Annotated in this window: 24 protein-coding genes and 1 pseudogene; 11 read left to right on the forward strand and 14 right to left on the reverse strand. The window is 67.2% G+C overall.

Annotation, left to right across the window (positions count from 1 at the left end):
- Positions 1 to 15: 15 nt before the first annotated feature.
- From pssA to ilvN, 3 genes are all read right to left on the reverse strand, one after another.
- Positions 16 to 786, reverse strand: coding sequence for a CDP-diacylglycerol--serine O-phosphatidyltransferase (gene pssA / locus V6X30_RS05905; RefSeq protein ID WP_367983696.1), 771 nt, complete (start codon positions 784 to 786; stop codon positions 16 to 18).
- Positions 787 to 852: 66 nt separating this feature from the next.
- On the reverse strand, positions 853 to 1,869 hold the full coding sequence (ilvC, locus tag V6X30_RS05910) for a ketol-acid reductoisomerase (protein ID WP_367983697.1): 1,017 nt from the start codon (positions 1,867 to 1,869) through the stop codon (positions 853 to 855).
- Between the two features lie 20 nt (positions 1,870 to 1,889).
- Positions 1,890 to 2,384: an acetolactate synthase small subunit gene (gene ilvN / locus V6X30_RS05915; protein ID WP_367983698.1), complete on the reverse strand. Its 495-nt coding sequence runs from the start codon at positions 2,382 to 2,384 to the stop codon at positions 1,890 to 1,892.
- Between the two features lie 154 nt (positions 2,385 to 2,538).
- On the opposite strand from ilvN, the gene V6X30_RS05920 reads away from it, so the two are divergent.
- A complete protein-coding gene (locus tag V6X30_RS05920) occupies positions 2,539 to 4,269 on the forward strand; it encodes a proline--tRNA ligase (RefSeq protein ID WP_367983699.1) in 1,731 nt (576 codons plus the stop codon).
- On the opposite strand, the gene trmH is transcribed toward V6X30_RS05920, so the two are convergent.
- Positions 4,209 to 4,877: a tRNA (guanosine(18)-2'-O)-methyltransferase TrmH gene (gene trmH / locus V6X30_RS05925; protein WP_367983700.1), complete on the reverse strand. Its 669-nt coding sequence runs from the start codon at positions 4,875 to 4,877 to the stop codon at positions 4,209 to 4,211. The genes V6X30_RS05920 and trmH overlap by 61 nt on opposite strands.
- Positions 4,878 to 4,919: 42 nt before the next feature.
- On the opposite strand from trmH, the gene V6X30_RS05930 reads away from it, so the two are divergent.
- Complete coding sequence (locus V6X30_RS05930; RefSeq protein ID WP_367983701.1) at positions 4,920 to 5,762, forward strand: SDR family oxidoreductase; 843 nt, start codon at positions 4,920 to 4,922, stop codon at positions 5,760 to 5,762.
- On the opposite strand, the gene V6X30_RS05935 is transcribed toward V6X30_RS05930, so the two are convergent.
- The 3 genes from V6X30_RS05935 to V6X30_RS05945 all read right to left on the reverse strand — a co-directional run bounded on the left by V6X30_RS05935 (position 5,723) and on the right by V6X30_RS05945 (position 6,771).
- Positions 5,723 to 6,079 (reverse strand): c-type cytochrome, encoded by a 357-nt coding sequence (locus V6X30_RS05935; RefSeq protein ID WP_367983702.1) that lies wholly within the window; start codon positions 6,077 to 6,079, stop codon positions 5,723 to 5,725. The two genes, V6X30_RS05930 and V6X30_RS05935, sit on opposite strands and share 40 nt — an antisense overlap.
- Positions 6,076 to 6,414: a c-type cytochrome gene (locus V6X30_RS05940; RefSeq protein ID WP_367983703.1), complete on the reverse strand. Its 339-nt coding sequence runs from the start codon at positions 6,412 to 6,414 to the stop codon at positions 6,076 to 6,078. Before V6X30_RS05940 ends, V6X30_RS05935 begins: the two co-directional genes overlap by 4 nt.
- A gap of 75 nt (positions 6,415 to 6,489) precedes the next feature.
- Positions 6,490 to 6,771 (reverse strand): acylphosphatase, encoded by a 282-nt coding sequence (locus V6X30_RS05945; RefSeq protein ID WP_367983704.1) that lies wholly within the window; start codon positions 6,769 to 6,771, stop codon positions 6,490 to 6,492.
- 52 nt (positions 6,772 to 6,823) lie between these two features.
- Here V6X30_RS05945 and wrbA point away from each other — a divergent pair, with 52 nt between their 5' ends.
- Positions 6,824 to 7,441: an NAD(P)H:quinone oxidoreductase gene (gene wrbA, locus V6X30_RS05950; protein ID WP_367983705.1), complete on the forward strand. Its 618-nt coding sequence runs from the start codon at positions 6,824 to 6,826 to the stop codon at positions 7,439 to 7,441.
- Positions 7,438 to 7,854 carry a DUF2069 domain-containing protein gene (locus tag V6X30_RS05955; protein ID WP_367983706.1) on the forward strand — a complete coding sequence of 139 codons (417 nt, stop codon included), beginning with the start codon at positions 7,438 to 7,440 and terminating at the stop codon, positions 7,852 to 7,854. The genes wrbA and V6X30_RS05955 overlap by 4 nt, the downstream gene beginning before the upstream one ends.
- Here the strand turns inward: V6X30_RS05955 and hda are convergent.
- Together hda and V6X30_RS05965 are read right to left on the reverse strand one after the other, a co-directional pair.
- Positions 7,839 to 8,555 carry a DnaA regulatory inactivator Hda gene (gene hda, locus V6X30_RS05960; RefSeq protein WP_367983707.1) on the reverse strand — a complete coding sequence of 239 codons (717 nt, stop codon included), beginning with the start codon at positions 8,553 to 8,555 and terminating at the stop codon, positions 7,839 to 7,841. The genes V6X30_RS05955 and hda overlap by 16 nt on opposite strands.
- A complete protein-coding gene (locus tag V6X30_RS05965; RefSeq protein ID WP_367983708.1) occupies positions 8,555 to 9,577 on the reverse strand; it encodes a DUF2066 domain-containing protein in 1,023 nt (340 codons plus the stop codon). Before V6X30_RS05965 ends, hda begins: the two co-directional genes overlap by 1 nt.
- A gap of 90 nt (positions 9,578 to 9,667) precedes the next feature.
- Between V6X30_RS05965 and purM the strand changes: the two genes are divergently transcribed.
- Genes purM through V6X30_RS05980 form a run of 3 tightly spaced genes read left to right on the forward strand, consistent with a single transcriptional unit; the run spans position 9,668 to position 12,149 of the window.
- Positions 9,668 to 10,726 (forward strand): phosphoribosylformylglycinamidine cyclo-ligase, encoded by a 1,059-nt coding sequence (gene purM / locus V6X30_RS05970; protein ID WP_367983709.1) that lies wholly within the window; start codon positions 9,668 to 9,670, stop codon positions 10,724 to 10,726.
- Positions 10,723 to 11,388, forward strand: coding sequence for a phosphoribosylglycinamide formyltransferase (purN, locus tag V6X30_RS05975; RefSeq protein WP_367983710.1), 666 nt, complete (start codon positions 10,723 to 10,725; stop codon positions 11,386 to 11,388). Before purM ends, purN begins: the two co-directional genes overlap by 4 nt.
- The gene (locus V6X30_RS05980) at positions 11,385 to 12,149 is read left to right on the forward strand and encodes a DUF3108 domain-containing protein (protein WP_367983711.1); all 765 of its coding nucleotides are present in this window, start codon (positions 11,385 to 11,387) and stop codon (positions 12,147 to 12,149) included. Before purN ends, V6X30_RS05980 begins: the two co-directional genes overlap by 4 nt.
- Here V6X30_RS05980 and dcd read toward each other — a convergent pair.
- Positions 12,146 to 12,709, reverse strand: coding sequence for a dCTP deaminase (gene dcd, locus V6X30_RS05985; protein ID WP_367983712.1), 564 nt, complete (start codon positions 12,707 to 12,709; stop codon positions 12,146 to 12,148). The two genes, V6X30_RS05980 and dcd, sit on opposite strands and share 4 nt — an antisense overlap.
- 15 nt (positions 12,710 to 12,724) lie before the next feature.
- Positions 12,725 to 13,819, reverse strand: coding sequence for an iron-sulfur cluster carrier protein ApbC (gene apbC, locus V6X30_RS05990; RefSeq protein ID WP_367983713.1), 1,095 nt, complete (start codon positions 13,817 to 13,819; stop codon positions 12,725 to 12,727).
- Between the two features lie 139 nt (positions 13,820 to 13,958).
- Between apbC and V6X30_RS05995 the strand changes: the two genes are divergently transcribed.
- The 4 genes and pseudogenes from V6X30_RS05995 to nth all read left to right on the forward strand — a co-directional run bounded on the left by V6X30_RS05995 (position 13,959) and on the right by nth (position 17,515).
- Positions 13,959 to 14,510, forward strand: coding sequence for a shikimate kinase (locus V6X30_RS05995; RefSeq protein ID WP_367983714.1), 552 nt, complete (start codon positions 13,959 to 13,961; stop codon positions 14,508 to 14,510).
- A 19-nt stretch (positions 14,511 to 14,529) separates the two neighbouring features.
- Positions 14,530 to 16,182, forward strand: a complete 1,653-nt coding sequence (gene metG, locus V6X30_RS06000) for a methionine--tRNA ligase (RefSeq protein ID WP_408022358.1) — start codon at positions 14,530 to 14,532, stop codon at positions 16,180 to 16,182.
- Between the two features lie 2 nt (positions 16,183 to 16,184).
- A pseudogene (gene rsxB / locus V6X30_RS06005) lies at positions 16,185 to 16,865 on the forward strand (electron transport complex subunit RsxB); the annotation flags it as partial.
- A complete protein-coding gene (gene nth, locus V6X30_RS06010; protein ID WP_367983716.1) occupies positions 16,862 to 17,515 on the forward strand; it encodes an endonuclease III in 654 nt (217 codons plus the stop codon). The pseudogene rsxB and the gene nth, both read left to right, overlap by 4 nt.
- On the opposite strand, the gene V6X30_RS06015 is transcribed toward nth, so the two are convergent.
- Genes V6X30_RS06015 through V6X30_RS06025 form a run of 3 tightly spaced genes read right to left on the reverse strand, consistent with a single transcriptional unit; the run spans position 17,491 to position 20,310 of the window.
- The gene (locus tag V6X30_RS06015) at positions 17,491 to 18,390 is read right to left on the reverse strand and encodes a metal ABC transporter permease (protein WP_367983717.1); all 900 of its coding nucleotides are present in this window, start codon (positions 18,388 to 18,390) and stop codon (positions 17,491 to 17,493) included. The genes nth and V6X30_RS06015 overlap by 25 nt on opposite strands.
- Positions 18,387 to 19,526, reverse strand: a complete 1,140-nt coding sequence (locus V6X30_RS06020; RefSeq protein WP_367983718.1) for a metal ABC transporter permease — start codon at positions 19,524 to 19,526, stop codon at positions 18,387 to 18,389. Before V6X30_RS06020 ends, V6X30_RS06015 begins: the two co-directional genes overlap by 4 nt.
- Complete coding sequence (locus V6X30_RS06025; RefSeq protein WP_367983719.1) at positions 19,507 to 20,310, reverse strand: metal ABC transporter ATP-binding protein; 804 nt, start codon at positions 20,308 to 20,310, stop codon at positions 19,507 to 19,509. Before V6X30_RS06025 ends, V6X30_RS06020 begins: the two co-directional genes overlap by 20 nt.
- Positions 20,311 to 20,313: the final 3 nt, after the last annotated feature.

Consider the following 20,313-nt stretch of genomic DNA (forward strand, 5'->3'; position numbering starts at 1 on the left):
TCCCTTGGCGGTATTCTAACCCGCCTGCCGGCGTTTGCGACGCCGCCGGCGGCGCAGCACCGTGAGCACCGGACCGGAGCCGAGATAGGTGAGCGCCAGCGCGAACAGCACCGTGGGAGGATGCACCGACATCAACGCCACGCCCATCACCCCGAGGACCATGACCACGAAGGGCACGCGGTAGCGAAAGTCGATCTCCTTGAAACTGTCATAGCGCACGTTACTGACCATCAGCACACCGGCCAGCACCGTGATGACCAGCGCCGGGATACCCGCAGGCCAGCCACCGAACTCCAGGCGGTCGCCGGCCCAGACGAGTCCCGCCAGGGTGGCGGCGGCCGCCGGGCTGGGCAGTCCCTGGAAGTAGCGTTTGTCCGCCACGCCCACCTGGGTGTTGAAACGGGCCAGCCGCAGGCCTGCACAGGCCGTGTAGATAAACGCCCCCAACCAACCGAGCTTGTCCCAGACCGGGCCGAGTGCACCGAGGTCCTCCAGCGCCCAGAGATAGACCACCAGAGCCGGGGCGACACCGAACGAGACCATATCGGCGATGCTGTCGTACTGCACGCCGAAATCGCTCTGGGTATTGGTGATGCGGGCGACCCGGCCGTCCAGCCCATCCATGACCATGGCCAGGAACACGGCAACGGCCGCCGCCTCGTAGGCGCCGGACTGGGCTGCCACCACCGCGTAGAACCCGAAGAACAGGGCCAGGGTGGTGATCAGATTGGGCAGGAGATAGATGCCGCGCCGGGATCGACGCGGCTCCGGGAGACGCTCGGTCATGCTGACCTCGATGCAGCGGCCGCCGGCAACGCGCCGGGGCCGCCCAATGGCAGCGGTGGCCGCTCCCTAGTTACGGCTGCGGTCCACCAACTGGTTGGCCTGGATCCACGGCATCATGCTGCGCAGCTTCTCGCCCACCTGCTCGATGGGATGCTCCGCCGCGCGACGACGCATGGCCTTGAGACGCGGCTCGCCGGACTGGCTCTCGAGCACGAATTCCTTGGCGAACTCGCCGTTCTGGATCTCCTCGAGCAGCTCGCGCATGGCCTGCTTCGACTGCTCATTGATCACCCGAGGGCCGCGGGTGAAATCACCGTACTCAGCGGTGTTGGAGATCGAGTAGCGCATGTTGGCGATGCCGCCCTGGTAGAGCAGATCGACGATGAGCTTGGTCTCGTGGAGCACCTCGAAGTACGCCATCTCCGGGGCATAGCCCGCCTCGGTCAGCGTCTCGAAGCCGGCCTCGATCAGCGAGGTGATGCCACCGCAGAGCACGGCCTGCTCGCCGAAGAGATCCGTCTCGGTCTCCTCGCGGAAACTCGTCTCGATCACCCCCGAGCGCCCGCCACCGTTGGCGGAGGCATAGGCCAGGGCGACGTCGCGCGCGCGACCGCTGGAATCCTGATGCACGGCGATCAGGCTCGGTACGCCGTTGCCCTCGACGTAGGTTGAGCGCACCAGGTGGCCCGGGCCCTTGGGCGCGATCATGATCACGTCCATGTCCGCGCGCGGCTCGATCTGCTGGTAGTGGATGTTGAAGCCATGGGCAAAGGCGATCGCCCCGCCGGTCTTCAGATTCGGCTCGACATACTCGCGGTAGACCGCCGCCTGATGCTCGTCCGGCAGGGTCATCATCACCAGATCGGCCGCCGCCACGGCATCAGCGACCTCCGCGACCTCGAGGCCCGCGGCCTCGGCCTTTTCCGCGCTCGCGGAGCCGGCGCGCAGGCCCACCACGACGGGGACACCCGATTCCTTGAGATTGTTGGCATGGGCATGCCCCTGCGAGCCGTAGCCGAGAATGGCCACCTTCATGCCCTGAATGATGGAAAGATCGGCATCCTTATCGTAGTAAACCTTCATGACTCCCCCGAAGTGTGGATTCAGACACGCATTTGCTTGTCGCCGCGCGCAATGCCGATGACACCGGAGCGCACCACTTCCATCGGGGTCTTGTGCTCGAGCAGCGCCAGGAACGCGTCCAGTTTGCTGCCGCGGCCAATCACCTCGATGGTGTAGGTCTTATCGGTGACGTCGACGACACGGGCGTCGAAGATCTCCGCCAGTCGCTTGAACTCCTCTCGCGCCTCGCTGGAGGTGGCCTGCACCTTGACCAGCATGAGCTCGCGCTCGATGTGCGCCGAGTCAGTGATGTCCATCACCTTGACCACATCAAGCAGCTTGTTGAGCTGCTTGAGGATCTGCTCGACGATGCGCTCATCACCCTGGGTGACCAGTGTCATGCGCGAGAGCGTGGGATCATCCGTGGGCGCGACGGTGAGCGAGTCGATGTTGTAGCCGCGGGCGGTAAACAGCCCGGCGATGCGCCCCAGCGCACCGAACTCGTTCTCGACAAGAATGGAAATGATGTGTCGCATAGCCCTGTGACCGGCGCCGGATGGTCCCAACTTTTGTCCGATGAAAGCCGCTCAAGTTACGGCGCCCGCCATTGGGCGTCAAGCGCGGGGGTGGGCGCTCCCGCCCCGGTCGGATAACCTGTGCAGCCTGGCATTCACCACAGGGCACGGATTCATGCGCACAAGCCGTTTTCCATTGTTCACGAGCAAGGAGACCCCGGCCGACGCCGAGATCGTCAGCCATCGCCTGATGCTCCGGGCGGGGCTGATCGAGAAGATCGGCGCCGGACTCTACACCTGGCAGCCGCTGGGCCTGCGGGTGATGCGCCGGGTCGAGCAGATCGTGCGCGAGGAGATGGACGGCATCGGTGGCCTGGAAGTGCTCATGCCCGCGGTGCAGCCCGCGGAGCTCTGGCAGGAATCCGGGCGCTGGTCAGTCTACGGCCCGGAGCTGCTGCGCCTGCAGGACCGCCATGAGCGGGATTTCTGCATCGGCCCGACCCACGAGGAGGTCATCACCGATTACCTCCGCCGCGAACTGCGTAGCTACCGGCAGTTGCCGGTCACCTACTATCAGATCCAGACCAAGTTCCGCGACGAGATCCGGCCCCGATTCGGCGTCATGCGCGCCCGCGAGTTCGTCATGAAAGATGCCTACTCCTTTCATCTCGACCAGCCCTCACTGGAGGCCACGTATCGCGATATGCACGGCGCCTACAGTCGGGTGTTCGAGCGCCTCGATCTGCGCTTCCGCTCGGTGGGCGCCGACAGCGGCGCCATCGGTGGCAGCGTCTCCGAGGAGTTCATGGTGCTCGCCGACTCCGGCGAGGATGAGATCGCGAGCTGCAACGCCTGCGACTACGCCGCCAACACCGAGCTGGCGGCCAGTCGGCCATCGGCGCCGTCGGCCGCGGGACCACTGCCCGCCGAGGAGCGTGCCACCCCCGGCATTCACAGCGTCGCCGAGCAGTGCGACGTCCTGGGGCTGACGCCGCAACAGGTGCTCAAGAGTGTCGTGGTCATGGCCGACGGCGCCCCCGCGGTGCTGTTCGTGGCCGGCGATGATGAACTCAACCTCGTCAAGGCAGCGCATGCCCTGGACGCCGAAGACGTTCGCCTCGCCGAGCCCGACGAGGCCCTCGACGCCACCGGTGTGCCGCGTGGGTTCATTGGACCGAAGGGCCTGCCGGCCGGTCTGCGCCAGCTCGTCGACCACCGCGCCGCGGGGCTCATCAACTTCTCGAGCGGCGCGGGTCGGGCGGACTGGCACTGGATCAACCTCAATTGGGAACGCGATGCGGCACTGCCGGAGACGGCCGATCTGCGCATCGTCAGCGCCGGCGAAGGCTGCCCGCGCTGCGAGCGGGGCCAACTGGAGATCCATCGCGGCATCGAGGTCGGCCATATCTTCCAGCTCGGCAGCAAGTACAGCGAGTCCATGGACGCACGCGTTCTCGACGAGGACGGCAACCTGCAGCCGCTGATCATGGGTTGCTACGGCATCGGCGTCTCGCGGGTGGTGGCCGCGGCCATCGAGCAGAACCACGATGACCGCGGCATCATCTGGCCGGCTCCGCTGGCGCCCTTCGACGTGGCTGTTGTGAGCATCGGAGCCGACCGCTCGCCGGCGGTGGCCGAGGCCGCCGAGCGCCTCTACAACGACCTGCGCGCGGCCGGACTGGATCCGCTCTGGGATGATCGGGACGCCCGCCCCGGCGTGAAATTCGCCGATATGGAGCTGATCGGCATTCCGCACCGCATCGTGGTGGGCGATCGCGGCCTTAAGGCCGGCACGCTGGAGTACCGCGCGCGGACGGCGGAGGAGAACGAGGACATCCCCGTCGATCAGGTGGTGTCGGTGCTAAGCGAGCGGATCGGGTCGCCATCGTCGTCAAGCGCGGGGTAGTTCACGCCCTGGGCTCGGCAGTGCTCGGCGATGCGCGGGTGCAGCCACTCGAAGAGCGTGCGGCGGTAGCAGTCCGGATCGAGCCGCGGGGCGTCGTAGTGCCCCGCCGCCTCACGCTGGCGCTGGGCCTCGAACAGAATCACGGCCGCGGCCACCGAGACGTTCAGCGACTCCACCAGCCCGGCCATGGGCACGACGATATGTCCGTCGGCCTGCTCGGCCGCCACCCGGCTCACTCCCCACAGCTCCGCGCCCATGAGCACCGCGCAGGGAGCGGTGTAGTCCACCTCGCGGAAATCCATCGCCTCTTCAGAGGCATGCGCGGCATAGACGCGCAGCCCGTCATCGCGGGCCGCGGCGATGGCCTCGGTGACATGGTTATGGGCCACCGTATGAATCCACTGGCCGGCACCCGCCGCGCAGTGGCGCTGGATATCCAGCCGACCGCCGCCTAGCACGGCATGCGCTTGATAGACCCCCACCGCATCGCAGGTGCGCAGAATCGCACTGAGGTTATGGGGTTTGTGGACGTCATCCAGCAGTACCCGCAGATCGGGCTGGCGGCGGTCGAGCGTGGCCCGCAATCGGGCCAGGCGATTGGCACTCAAGGCTTGTCCTCCCTGGCGGTATTGCCGCTATTCTAGGCGATCATGTCCAAGCGTATTCTCATCGCCGGCTGCGGCCGGCTCGGCACCCGACTGGGACTGGAACTCGCCGCGGCTGGGCACCAGGTCATCGGTCTGCGGCGCAACCCCGAGGCACTCCCCCCCGGGATCACCCCCTGTCGCGTCGACCTGCTCGATGACGATCTGGCCGCAAGGCTGCCCATCGGGCTCGATCAGGTCTATGCGATTCTCACCCCGGACCAATACGATGACGAAGGCTACCGACGAACGTTCGTCACCGGGCTGGAGCGGCTCTGCCGGGCGCTGCGGGATACAGGGAATCACTCGGCGCGGCTGATCTTCGTGTCCAGCACGGGAGTCTACGGCCAGGATGATGGTCGCTGGGTGGATGAATCCAGCCCCACCGAACCAGGCCGATTCTCGGGCCAGCGGCTGCTGGAGGGCGAGGCCATCGCGGCCGGCCACCCCGGCGGCGCCGTGATCGTGCGATTTGCCGGCATCTACGGCCCCGGACGGGAGGCGCTGATCCGTCGGGTGGAGCGCGGCTCACCGTGCCAGGCCGAACCGCCCCGCTACACCAACCGCATTCACGAGGAAGACTGTGCCGGCGTACTCGCCCACGTCGGCACCCTGGCGGCACCGGCGCCGGTCTACATCGGCGTCGATGACGCACCCGCTACGCAGTGCGAAATCATGGACTGGCTCGCCGCGGCGATGGGCCTGCCGACGCCGCCTCGCGAGTCTGGTACGGCGGGTGGACGGCGCTGCAGCAACCGGCTGCTGCAAGCCGACGGCTATCGCCTGCGCTATCCGGATTACCGCTCGGGCTACCGCTCGCTGTTGGCGGCGCGACGCTCCAGCGTCTGAAGGGCCGGATCCTGCGCGGCATAAAAGGCGGCGAGGTCACGCATGTCCTTTTCGCTCAGTCCTGCCGCCTGACCATTCATGATGGCGTTTTGCCGGTCACCACTTTTATAGGCCTGGAGGGCATACAGTATGTAATCGGCATGCTGCCCGGCCAACATCGGAAAGGCCGTGTTGTCCGAGGCCCCGGTCTCGCCGTGACAGGCGATGCAGGCCTGCGATTTCTCCCGTCCGGCCTCGACGTTGCCAATGGGCTGCGCCTGCGCGATACCGGCGGTTGCCATAAGGCCCGCAGCAATCATGCACATCAAGCGTTTCATTCCGCGCCTCCCCGGCCCTCGGCCTCGAAATACGCGGCGATGTCGAGCATGTCCTGCTCGCTCAGCGTGGCCGCCAGCGCCTGCATGGTAGCGTGCTGGCGATCACCATTCTTGTAGGCCTGGAGCGCGGACACAAGGTATTCCTGGTGCTGGCCGCCGAGCCTCGGCACACGGTAAGAGGGGTAGGCGTTGCGATAGCCCTCCACGGCATGGCAGCCGAGACAGGTGTAGGCCTTGGCGCGGCCTGCTTCGATGTTGCCCTGGGCGGCGCTCACGCCCGGCAGCGCCAGCAGCATCGCAGCCGCCCCCGCCGCCATCCATCGCATGCTCTTCATCGTGCTCCTCTCAGCCGGTCATCCCAAGGCGCAAGTATCGCGGGAAACTTGATATCGGTCAATTTGCGCCGACCCTCAACGGGTCGTGAAGTCCCGGCACCCCGGATCGTCAATGCTCGAGGCGGCGACGTCCGTGACCTCGGCTGACGCCGGCCCCTCCCAGAGCCATTCGCTCAGCGCGTTGAGGGCCTGCTCATCGCCACAGGCGACCACTTGGACGCTACCGTCGGGCAGATTCTCGGCCCAGCCCCGAAGGCCCAGCGCCCTCGCCCTGTCCTGCGTGCTCGCACGGAAGAACACGCCCTGCACCCGGCCCTGTATCCTGAACTGGCGGCATGGAGTGGACGTTGCGTTCATGCGAATCCTCCCGCTCTTGCGCGCGGTCACCCTAACACCCAAGATTCCCGCCATGAGTTGCGAAATCCTGGTCCTCTACTACAGCCGCCACGGAGCCACCCACGCCATGGCCCGGCAGATGGCCCACGGCATCGAGCGTGTTGCTGGGGCCAGCGCACGACTGCGCACCGTCCCGGCGGTCTCCGAAGTATCCGAGGCCACCGCCTCACCGATCCCCGAGGCGGGCCCGCCCTATGCCAGCCTTGAAGAACTCGGCGAGTGCGACGGGCTGATTCTGGGCAGCCCGACGCGTTTCGGCAACATGGCGGCACCGCTCAAGCACTTCCTCGACCAGAGCGCCGGGCTCTGGCTGAGCGGCGCGCTGGCCGGCAAGCCGGCGGCGGTCTTCACCTCCACCGGCAGCCTGCATGGCGGCCAGGAGAGCACGTTGCTGTCGATGATGCTGCCCCTGCTCCACCATGGCATGTACCTGCTCGGCCTACCCTACACTGAGGCGGGTCTTACCGAGACCACCACAGGCGGCACGCCCTATGGGGCCAGCCACCTCGCCGGTGGCGAGGCCGATCGTGAGGTGGACGACACCGAAGCGGCCCTGTGTCGGGCACTCGGCGCGCGCGTTGCGGATGCTGCGCAACGCCTCGCGACGGGTCACGCCGGGGCGGCACGATGAAGGTCCTGCGCGGCAAGGACAACACCCGCGAGTCGGCGACCCAGGTGGCGAGTTCACCGCTCTACCGGGTTGCCGTTGGCTGTTACATGGCGCTCATCGGGCTACTGTTCGCCTGGCTGATCTGGCTCGCGCCGCCCCCCCCGGGTCTGCGCAGCCCGCTACTGCTGGTCTTTCTGCTGCCGCTGCTATTCGGCCTGCGCGGGGTGCTCAATCGCCGGCGCTACACCCTGCAGTGGACCGGCATGCTCATTCTGGTCTATTTCATCCATGGCATCCTCACCGCCACCGGTGGCTTCCCGGAGCGCTGGCTTGGCAGCGCCGAGTCCATCCTGACCATCGGCTATTTTGGCTGCGTGATGCTCGTGCTAAAGCGAGGCAAGCAGGCCCACAAGGCGCGTCAGGCCGAGGGCTGATCGCTCAGTACCGACTTGATGAAAGGCACCGTCAGGCGGCGGCCGGCCTGCAGGGAGGCGGCATCCAGCCGCTCGACCATACTCATCAGATGCCCCAGATCACGGGCCTCGTGGCGCAGCAGGTAGTCAGTGCTGGCATCCGGAAGATCGAGGCCCCGACGGGCCACCGCCGCGGCGAGGATCTGCCGCCGCCGCTCGTCATCCGCCGCCGTCAGGCGCAGCCGTAGCAACGAATCGAGTCGGGAGACGAGATCCGGCAGCCCCAGCCCGAGTGCCGCGGGAGCGGCCGGCGCGGAGACCACCATCAGCCCGCCGGCGTCGCGGAGCCGGTTATAGAGATGGAACACGCCCTCCTGCCAGTCATCCCGTCCGGCAAGGCAGTCCAGGTCGTCGACGGCGACCAGTGACAGGCCTTCGAGACCCTCAAGCTGGGCGACCGACCCCGCCACATGGTCGCCGAGGGAAATGTAGACCGCCGGACCACCGGCATCGCTGACCCGGCCACAGGCGGCCTGCAACAGATGGCTTTTGCCGCTGCCCGGGGGCCCGGTGAGATAGAGAGACTGCTCCGACGGGCCGCCCAGCGCCGCCACGGCCGCCGCTGCCTGCTCGTTACCCAGCGCCACGAACGATGCAAGATCCGCGGCATCACTCCAGCGGAAATCCAGTGCCAGTTGCCCGGTCGAAATGGCGTTGCTCATCAGCGCCAGCGGTAGCCGTCATCGGTCTCGCGAAGCCGCCCATCCCGAGTCAGCGACTCCCGGATGCGGGCCTCGTCCACGCTGACGGCGAGGTCGATACGCACCTGCGCATCGGACACGGCGCTCGTCAGCACCCGCTCCACGCCAGGGAGCGACTCGAGATAGCCCTGCAGACGATCATGTTCGGCAAGCGCGTCGATGCCATCCACCGTCATGGTCATCCGACGCCCGGCCTCCGGATCGGGGACGTAGGCATAGATCGGCCGCAGGCGATCGGCCAGCACCGCGACTGCGGACTCCAGCACGTCGCTCATGGCATCGGCGTCGGTCTGCCAGCGCGCCACGGGCTCACCATCGCCCGGCAGCAGGAGCCAGCGCGCCGCCACCGCGCCATCATCGGACACCTGCAGTCGGCCGGCGAGCACCGCCTCGCCGTCATAACGCGCCGATGCGGCTCGGACCGGATCAGCGAAGCCCCCGGCGACATCGGCATAGCCGAGATCGCGGCGATCCTGCAGATCCATCAGCGGGAAGAGCAGGGACAGGCCCGATGAGCCCGCCGCCTCGCGCAGACGCTCGCGCAACGCGGTGGCCTGTTCGCCATCGACGAGAAAGCGCTGACCCGCCCGCTCGACGGCCAGCCAGACGATCACCGTGGCCGGCGGTTCCGGCCAGATCGCGACCCCCGCCTCGCCAAGCGCGCCACGCAGAAGCGACTGGTCGAAACGCACCGCGAGCTGCAGACCCGTCTCGTCATCGCCGGTACGGTAGGAGAAGCTGGCGAGGTAGCGTCCGGCCGAGGCGCGGAGCCGCTCGGCCAGACCGCGCTCGATGATCGCCGGGTCGCCGGTGAGCCGCACCAGCATGGCATCCATGGCGCGGCCGAGAGCCCGGTCGCGCGCCGATTCCGAGTCGTCCGCCACGGGCACGGTGACCGGCTCGGGCACCGGTTGCGCCAGCGCCGCCGGCAGCAGGCCACAGAGCAGGATCGCCAGGCAGATCGCTCGCAGGGCAAAGCTCATCGGTTCGGTATCCGGACCCTTCGCAAATGGGCTTTTAAGGTACCATGAGCGGCTGACGGGAACGATCAAAGCGAGACTCGGAGCAAAGCCGTGAACCCACCCGATTCCAAGCCCGGACTGACCTACCGCGACGCCGGTGTCGACATCGACGCCGGCGCCGACCTTGTCGAGCGCATCAAGGGCGATGTCGCGGCCACCCGGCGCCCCGGCATGGTCGGAGCGCTCGGCGGGTTCGGCGGGCTTTTCGAGCTGCCCGTCGACCGCTATCGCCAGCCGGTGCTGGTGGCCGGCACGGACGGCGTCGGCACCAAGCTTCGACTCGCCCTGGAGACGGGCCGTCACGACGGCATCGGTATCGATCTGGTGGCCATGTGCGTCAATGATGTCATCGTCACCGGCGCCGAGCCGCTGTTCTTCCTCGACTACTACGCCACGGGTCGTCTCGACACCGAAGTGGCGGCCCGGGTCATCCGCGGCATTGCTGCGGGCTGCCGCGAGGCAGGCGCCGGGCTGATCGGTGGCGAAACCGCCGAGATGCCGGGCATGTATGCCGAGGGCGACTACGACCTGGCCGGCTTCTGTGTGGGTGTCGTCGAGCGGGATAGGGTCATCGACGGCGGCGGCATCCGGTCGGGGGACGCCCTCATCGCCCTCGGTAGCAGCGGCGTTCACGCCAACGGCTACTCACTGGTCCGGCGAATCCTGGAGCGCGACCCGCAGGCGCTCGAGCGCCACCTCGACGGTCGGGCACTCGACGAATGGCTGCTCGCCCCGACCCGGATCTACGCGAGGACCGTGATGCGGCTGCTCGGCGAGGTGACCATCAACGGCATCAGCCACATCACCGGTGGCGGGCTGACCGAGAACCTGCCCCGCATCCTGCCCCGTGGCCTGGCCGCCAGTGTGGATACCACGAGCTGGCAGTGGCCGGCGCTCTTCCAATGGCTGCAGGAGACCGGTGGCGTCGCCACCGAAGAGATGTTCCGCACCTTCAACTGCGGGATTGGCATGGTGCTGGTGGTGCCGGCGGCGGAGGCCGAGCAGACGCTGGATATCCTCCGTGCCGCGGGAGAAACGGCCTGGCAGGCCGGCGAGGTCACCCGTGCCCGGGGCGAGGTCGCGGAGACGATCTATCAGGGGGCGTCGTGAGCCCGGATCAGCCATTTCGCATCGCGGTGCTGATCTCCGGCAGCGGCACGAACCTGCAGGCCATCATCGACGCCGTCGCCGGCGGCGACATCCCGGCGCGCATCGAACAGGTCATCAGCAACCGCCCAGGGGCCGGCGGTCTGGCTCGCGCCGAGCGCGCCGGCATCGGCACCGAGGTGCTCGACCACCGCGCGTTCGCCGAGCGCGGGCACTACGACGCGGTGCTCGCCGAGCGGCTCGAGGCCATCCGTCCCGATCTGGTGGTCCTGGCGGGTTTCATGCGCATCCTCACCGACGATTTCGTGACGCGTTTCATGGGCCGCCTGATCAATATCCACCCATCGCTGCTGCCGGCCTATCGCGGGCTTCATACCCACCAGCGGGCCATTGACGCCGGCGAATCCCGGCATGGCTGCAGCGTCCATTACGTCATCCCGGAACTGGATGCGGGCCCGGTGATCGCCCAGGCCGCGGTCCCCATCCACGCCGGCGATACGGCCGAGACCCTGCAGGATCGGGTACAGGCCATGGAGCACCGCCTCTACCCCGAGGTGGTGCGCTGGATCGCCGAGGGACGGGTGGCGCTGCAGGCAGGCAGGGTGTGGCTTGACGGCAAACCGCTCGCCTCCCCGCCCTGTCTGGAGCCCGAAGCGGCATCATGAACCAGCACGCCGGCTTGCGATCCGCCCTGACCGGGCTGATGGTGGCCGCCGCACTGCTGTGGAGCCCACCGGGGGCGCTTGCCGACGAGACCGCCTGGCAGGCGCTACCGCCGTTCAGTGCCGTCTACGAGGTGCGCAAGGCCGGCTTCACGCTGGGCCGCGCCGATCTCCGGTTCCGCCGGCTGGCCGAGGGACGGTATTACTATCGACTGCACACACGCGCCACCGGCATTGCCCGGATGGTCTATTCCAGCGAAGTCCGCGAGATGAGCATCGGCCATGTCGGCCCCGAGGGATTCCGTCCGGATGTCTACCGCTACCAGCGCAGCGGCGATGACAAGGCCCGTGAGGCGGAACTCCGGTTCGATTGGACGGCACTCGAGGTGGTCAACGATGTCGCCGATTGGGCGTGGCGCATGGACATTACCCGCGACACCATCGATCGGGTCATCAGCCCGTTGCAGCTCATGCACGACCTTGCTGCCCGTCCGGCCGATACCGGGGAGCTCGTCTATCGCATCGCCGACGGCGGCGAGCTCAAGACCTACCTGCTCACTATCGACGGCCGCGAGACGGTGGAGACACCCGCCGGGCGCTTCAAGGCGCTGCGCATTCGCCGCAGCGATACCGACAGCGATCGCCGGACCATCCTCTGGGTCGCGCCGGCGCTGCGCTATCTGGCCGTTCAGGTGGAACAGTGGGAGGACGGCAGCCGCAACTTCCGCCTGGTCCTCTCCGAGGTCGAGGGTCTGACTGACTAGGGACGGGGCAGCGTCACCCCGCGCTGGCCCATGTACTTGCCCGCGCGGTCCTTGTAGGACTGCTCGCAGACCTCGTCGGATTCCAGGAAAAGCATCTGCGCGACGCCCTCGTTGGCGTAGATCCTCGCCGGCAGCGTCGTGGTGTTGGAGAACTCCAGCGTCACATGCCCTTCCCATTCCGGCTCGAGCGGTGTGACGTTGACGATGATCCCGCAGCGGGCATAAGTCGATTTGCCAAGGCAGATCGTGAGGATATTGCGGGGAATGCGGAAGTACTCGACGGTGCTCGCCAGCGCGAAGCTGTTCGGCGGGATGATGCAGACATCCGAGCGCACGTCCACGAAACTCGACTCGTCGAAATCCTTCGGGTCGACCACCGCCGAGTTGATATTGGTGAAGATCTTGAAGTGATCCGCACAGCGCACGTCATAGCCATAGCTCGACGTGCCGTAAGAGATGATCCGACCGCTGCCGGCATCGCGCACCTGCCCCGGCTCGAATGGCTCGATCATGCCCCCCGCGGCCATCTCACGGATCCAGCGATCGGATTTGATGCTCATTGCCCTGCCCCTGTTCTAGTTGTCGTCGACGACGATGTTCGGGAAGCGGCTCGCGCCGGCCGAATCCTGCCGCGAGAGCAGCGCCGCCGTCCGCCGCGCCGCCTCCCGGTAGCGCTCCGCGGCACGCGACTGCGGTGCGGAGACCACCGTCGGCTCGCCGCTGTCGGCCTGCTCGCGGATGCCGATCTCAAGCGGCAGCGCGCCGAGCAGCTCGACGCCCTCCTGTTCGGCCAACCGCTCACCGCCTCCGGTGCCGAATATAGGCTCCTCGTGCCCGCACTGCGAGCACACATGCAGACTCATGTTCTCGAGAATGCCCAGCACCGGCACCTTCACCTTCTCGAACATCCGCACGCCCTTGCGCGCATCCAGCGTCGCGATGTCCTGCGGGGTCGTGACCACCACCGCGCCGGCCACCGGCACCTTCTGCGAGAGCGTGAGCTGAATGTCACCGGTACCCGGCGGCAGATCGATGACCAGATAATCCAGCGCCTCCCAACGGGTGTCGTTGAGGAGCTGGGTGAGCGCCTGGGTGACCATCGGACCCCGCCAGACCATGGGCGAGTCCTCCTCGATCAGAAACCCGATGGACATGATCTGCACGCCGTGATTCTCAAGCGGGTTCATGGTCTTGCCATCGGGGCTGTCGGGCTTACGCCCGGCGACGCCCATCATGCGCGGCTGGCTCGGTCCGTAGATATCGGCATCCAGGATGCCCACCCGGGCGCCCTCATCGGCCAGCGCCAGCGCCAGGTTGGCCGCAGTGGTGGACTTGCCCACACCCCCCTTCGCCGACGCCACGGCGATGATGTTGCGGATGTTGTCCAGCGGCTTCAGCGTTGCCTGCACCTGGTGCGATGCCACCGCCCAGTCGATGGCCACGTCGACTCGCTCGGCACCAGTCGCCTCGCGAATGCATTCGGACACCCCCTGCTCGAGCGCCGGGCGATAGTGATCAACGGGAAAACCCAGCCGGAGCCCGACATGGACTACGCCATCGTCGATGCGCACGTCCTCGAGCGCGCCGGCGCTGACCAGATCCGCTCCCAGACTGGGCTCAGTCCAGCGGGACAGGGCGTTTTCGATGGCCTCGCGGGTCAGTGCGGACATGGTGGCTCCTCGCAATCCGGTTTCAATGCATGATGGCTCGCGAGTCTAACCCCACCCCCTGATGCATAAAACATGCTCGCCATGGGGTTGCCCCTGCTCGGGGGTTGCCGGCAGCAGGCGGCTCCGGCAGATTGCGCCAATGACCCCACCGCGCCGAAACATCGTACTCATCGGTATGCCCGGCGCTGGCAAGAGCACCGTCGGCGCGCTGCTGGCGCAGTCCCTCGGGCTCGAGTTCACGGATACCGATGCGCTGATCGAGCGGCGCGAGGGACGCAGCCTGCAGGCGATTGTCGATGACGAGGGCCATCAGGCGCTGCGCCGCATCGAAGCCGAGGTGCTGAGCACCCTCGACTGCGAGGGCCATGTCATCGCCACCGGCGGCAGCGCCGTCTACAGCGACCGGGCCATGACGCATCTGCGGGCAGCCGGCGTGATCGTCCAGCTTCATGTGGCACTGCCGGTGATCCTGGAGCGGGTGACCGATATCGATACCCGCGGCCTCGCCCGCGAGGCCGGCCAGCCCCTCGAGGCGCTCTATCATGAGCGCGAGGCCCTCTACCGCCGGCATGCGGATCTACGCGTGGATGTCAGCGGATACGACCCGGCGGCCAGCGTCGAGGCTGTCAGGGCCGCCATCGAGAGGGCTGATAACCGGGGCGATGGCTCTGGCATAATGCCGCCTTTGTAATCGTCAACGCGGAGCGTCCATGAGCCGCAAGATACTGGTGACCAGTGCCCTGCCCTATGCCAACGGCCCGATCCATCTGGGCCATCTCGTCGAATACATCCAGACCGACATCTGGGTGCGCTTCCAGAAACTGCAGGGCAACGAGTGCTGGTATGTCTGCGCTGACGATGCCCACGGCACGCCGATCATGCTCAAGGCCCGCGAGCGGGGGATCACGCCGGAGGCGCTGATCGAGCAGGTGGGCGCCGAACACCGGCGCGATTTCGCCGGCTTCGAGATCGGCTTTGACAATTACTACAGCACCCATTCCGAGGAAAACCGGCACTTCTCCGAGCTCATCTACACACGCCTGCGCGACGGTGGCTGGATCGACCGCCAGATCATCACCCAGGCCTACGACGCCAGGGAGGGCATGTTCCTCCCCGACCGCTACATCAAGGGCACCTGCCCGCGCTGCGGCGCAGACGATCAATACGGCGACAACTGCGAGGCCTGTGGTGCCAGCTACTCGCCCGACGAACTCCGCAATCCGGTCTCGGTGATCTCCGGCGAGGCACCGGTGCAGAAGGAATCCGAGCATTTCTTCTTCCGGCTGCAGGACTTCGAGCCGATGCTGCGCGAGTGGGCCGCCAGCGAAGGCCTGCAGGACGAGGTGGCGAACAAGCTCCAGGAGTGGTTTGACGCCGGGCTGCGCGCCTGGGACATCTCGCGCGATGCGCCCTATTTCGGCTTCGAGATCCCGGACGCGCCCGGCAAGTATTTCTACGTCTGGCTGGATGCGCCGATCGGCTACATGGCGAGTTTCCAGGATCTGTGCGATCGCCTCGGCATGGACTTCAACGCCTGGTGGAGTCCCGACTCGGAGGCCGAGCTCTATCACTTCATCGGCAAGGACATCGTCTACTTCCACGCGCTGTTCTGGCCCGCCATGCTGCACGGGGCCGGGTTCCGCACCCCGACCCGCGTCTGCGCCCACGGCTTTCTCACCGTCGATGGCCAGAAGATGTCGAAATCCCGCGGCACCTTCATAATGGCCGAGACCTACCTGCGGCATCTCAATCCCGAGTATCTGCGCTACTACTTCGCCGCCAAGCTCGGCACCGGCGTCCATGACATCGACCTGAGCTTGGAGGATTTCACACAGCGGGTGAACGCCGATCTGGTCGGCAAACTGGTCAACATCGCGAGCCGCTGCGCCGGTTTCATCAACAAGCGCTTCGACGGCCGCCTCGGGCCGCGGCTCGACACCCCGGAGCTGTTCCGGCGCATGAGTGCCCGTGCCGAGACCATTGCCGGGCTCTATGAAGATCGGGAGTACGCCCGCGTCGTGCGCGACGTGATGGCACTCGCCGACGAGGCCAACCAGTACATTGATGAGAAAAAGCCCTGGGTGCTGGCCAAGGATCCGGATGCCGCGGAGGCCGTACAGGCCATCAATACGACGGGGCTCAACCTGTTCCGCCTGCTGATGCTCTACCTCAAACCGGTGCTGCCGCAGACCGCCGCGGCGGCCGAGGACTTCCTGCAGATCCGCGCCATGGACTGGTCCGATGCCGGCCAGCCGCTGCTCGACCACGACATCGCTGCCTTCAAGCCACTCATGACGCGGGTGGACACCGAGGCCATCGACGCCATGGTCGAGGAATCCCGGGACAACCTGAAACCCGCATGAGTGAGAGGGCGACGCTCACCGACCGCATTGATGCGCTGCTGCCCCAGACGCAGTGTGAGCAGTGCGGTTATCCCGGCTGCCGGCCCTACGCCGAGGCCATCGCCCGCGACGAGGCGGACATCAACCAGTGTCCGCCGGGCGGCCAGGCGGGCATCGATGCCCTGGCCGATCTCCTCGGGCGGGCCAGCAAGGCCCTCGACCCCGCGCATGGCGAATACCGACCGCCGCGCGTGGCCTGGATCGACGAGGCGGTCTGCATCGGCTGCACCAAGTGCATCCAGGCCTGTCCCGTGGATGCCATCGTCGGCGCCCGCAAGCTCATGCATACCGTGATCGCCGAGGAGTGTACGGGCTGCGACCTCTGCCTTGCCCCCTGCCCGGTGGACTGCATCCACATGCTGCCCACCGCCCGGGAGCAGGAGCCGGAGGCCATCCAGCAGCGTCGCCGGGACACCGCCCGCGAGCGTTTCCGGCAGCGTAACGAGCGGCTGGCCCGCCGCCGGATCGAGCGTGACGCCCGGCGCGCGCGTCATCGCGCCCGCCGCGACCGCAACACCGGCAGCGATGCGACCAGGCCGGACAACACGCTGCCGGACCGGGCCGCCCGCCGGGCGACGGCCCGCGCCGCCCTGGAACGGGCCCGGGCCCGACGCCGCGATCGTCGAACGGACGATCCGTCGTGAACCGCGAGAAGCGTCAGGCGATCTTCGAGCGGCTGCGGGAGGCCAACCCGCACCCCACCACCGAGCTCAACTACTCGACCCCCTTTGAGCTGCTGATCGCGGTCATCCTCTCTGCCCAGGCCACGGATCGCGGCGTCAACAAGGCCACCGGCCCGCTTTTCCGGGATGCCAACACCCCTCGGGCCATCCTCGCGCTGGGCGAAGACGGCCTGCGCGGCTACATCCGCACCATCGGGCTTTTCAACAGCAAGGCAAAGAACATCATCGCCACCTGCCAGGCGCTGGTGGACCAGCATGACGGCGAGATTCCCCGCGACCGCAAGGCCCTCGAGGCGCTGCCCGGGGTCGGCCGCAAGACCGCCAATGTCGTCCTCAACACCGCCTTCGGCGAGCCCACCATGGCGGTGGATACGCATATCTTTCGGGTGGCCAATCGCACCGGCATCGCCAGAGGCAAGACCGTGCGCGCGGTCGAGGACAAGCTCCTGCGACTGATCCCGAAGGAATTCCTCAAGGACGCTCATCACTGGCTGATCCTGCATGGGCGCTACATCTGCACCGCCCGCAAGCCCCGCTGTGGCGCCTGCCCGATCTACGATCTGTGTGAATTCCCCGACAAGGCGCGCTACGCGGAGGCCGACGGCGGCTGAACCGCGTGTGGCGAGCGTGTCTGCTGCCAGGCCCGCCAGCGACGCCAGGCATAGGCGAGCAGCAGGAACGGCCCGGTGGCCAGTGCCATCGCACCACCAATCGAGACATCCAGCCACACCGCCAGGGCGTAGCCCAGCGGCGCGGTCGCTGCCGCCAGCGCCATGGCCAGCAGGATCATGGTCGAGAGCCGCTGGGTGAGCAGATAGGCGGTAGCCGGCGGCACCACCACGAAGGTGATGAAAAGCACCACCCCCACTGCATCGAATGCCGCCACCGCAGTCCCGCTCAGCAACGAGAGATGGGCATAGAAGATCAGCCCTGGGGCGAGACCCAGCGCGCGGGCCAGGTCCGGATCGAAGGTGGCCAGCTTGAGCGCCTTGTAGAAGGCCAGCACAAACGCGGCATCCAGCAGCAGCATCACGGTCATCGCGAGCATGGCGCGGGGCACCTCAACCCCACCGAGCGTGACGGTATCAAGCCAGACGAAGCCGATCTCGCCGAGCAACACCGTGTGCTCGTCCAGGTGGACATCCCGGGCGAAGACATTGATGAGGATGACGCCGGCACTGAACAGCGCGGGAAAGACCAGACCAATCGCCGCATCATCCCGCAGCCGCCGGGTGCGCGTCAGCGTCTCGATGAGATAGACGGCCAACACACCGCTCAGCGCGGCGCCGACGATCTGCACCGGGCCGCTGGTCTGGCCGGTCAGCAGCCAGGCAATGGCAATGCCGAAGAGAATCGAATGGCTGATGGCGTCAGCCAGCATGCTGTTGCCGCGCAGGACGAGGAAGCTGCCGAGCAGCGAGGCGCTCATGCCCACCAGCATGCCGGTCGCGAGAATGGCAGTAGTCGGATCGGCGAGCCCCGTCATGCCGACTCCCCGAAGCGCCGACGACGGCGCTGGGCGTACTCCGCCGCGTGCGCCACACCGGACTCGGTGAGCTGCCAGTGCCGCCCCTCATCCGGCATATGCTGGGTGGGCAACACCAGGCCGCGATCGGCCAGGGTGCAAAGCTGCGGCTCGGTGATCATGCCGTGGTAGGCATCCACCGCGCCCTGCTCGACGCGATAGCGCCAGTCACCATGTTCCCGGGCGAGTTCATAGAGCGTCTGCAGGATACGATCAGTGGAGGTGTGCGAACGGCGATGGCGACGCCGCCACCAGGCCGGGATCAGCCCCCGTCGCGGCGCCAGCAGCAGCGACAGCAGCGCCAGGAGCGTTGCCAGCAGGACCACCACGGGCCCCGTGGACAGCCCCGGCGCAAGGGCACTGACCAGGCCACCCCCCACGCCGGCAAAGGCACCGAAGACCGCCGAGAGCACGACCATGCTGAGCAGGCTGCCGCTCCACTGACGGGCGGCGGCGCCGGGGGCGACGATCATCGCCGTCATCAAGACCACGCCCACCATCTGCAGGCCGGTGACCACGGCCAGCGCAATCATGGCCGTGAGCAGGCGCTCGAGCCACTGCACCGGCAGCCCCGTCACCGCCGCGAAGGCCGGGTCGAAAGTCATGAGCTTGAGCGGCTTCCAGAGCAGCGCCACGCCCAGCAGGGCCACTCCGGCGAGGATCATCATTGGATAGAGATCGGCCCGCGAGGTCGCCGCCGCCTGCCCGAAGAGAAAACTATCCAGTCCCGCCTGCGCGGCACCGCCCTGGCGCTGTATCCAGGTCAGCAGCACCACCCCCAGGGCGAAACCGAGGCTGAGCGTGGCGGCGAGCGCCGCATCCATCTTCAGCCGCGTATTGCGGGTCAGCGCGATCATCAGCAGTGCCGCCACCACCCCGGTGAACAATGCGCCGCCCATGATGCTGCCCATCTCCCGCGCACCGGCGATCATGAAGCCGAGGCACACGCCGGGCAGCGCGGCATGGGCGAGCGCATCACCCAGCAGGCTCTGGCGCCGCAGCACGGCAAAGGCGCCGAGTACGCCGCTGATCACCCCAATCAGAGCGGCACCCAGCATGACGTTCTGCAGGGTGTAGTCAGCCAGCAGGCCCGGCATCCTCCGGCCCTCCGTTGCGCTGCCTCTCCTCGTCGAGCAGTGCGACCTGGCCACCGTAGGTGCGGCGCAGGTTGCGCGCGGTATATACCGAGTCGATCGGCCCGGCGGCGATCACACGGACATTGAGGAACACCAGCCAGTCGAAGTATCGCCGTACGGTCTGCAGGTCATGATGGACCACGATGATGGTCCGGCCCTCGCTGCGCAGTCGCCCGAGGATGTCGATGATGCTGCGCTCGGTGGTCGCATCGACACCGGCCATGGGCTCATCGAGCAGGAGGATGTCCGGCTGCTGGACCAGCGCCCGGGCGATGAACACGCGCTGCTGCTGGCCGCCGGAGAGTTCGCTGATCTGCCGATCCGCCAGCGCCTCCATGCCCACCTCCTCCAGCGCGCGCAACGCCCTGTCGCGCTCGCGTCGCCCGGGCCAGCGCAACCACCCCATGCGGGCGTATAGACCCATGGTGACCACATCCACCGCGGTGGTGGGGAAGTCCCAGTCCACGCTGGAGCGCTGGGGCACATAGCCCACCCGCCGGCGCTGCGCCGCATAGGTGTGGCCGAACAACCGGACATGGCCCGCCGACAGCGGCACAAGACCGAGGATGGCCTTGAGCAAGGTACTCTTGCCGGCACCGTTGGGACCGATGACACCAGCCAGCACGCCAGGCGGGATATTCAGATCGATATCCCATAGCGCAGGGCGATCGCCGTAGCTGACCGTCAGATCCTCGACATGCAGCGCGAGATCCGGCTCATGGGGCTGACCGAGGTCCTGATCCATAGG

It is taken from the genome of Spiribacter sp. 1M189, assembly GCF_040838345.1.
Classification (GTDB): domain Bacteria; phylum Pseudomonadota; class Gammaproteobacteria; order Nitrococcales; family Nitrococcaceae; genus Spiribacter; species Spiribacter insolitus.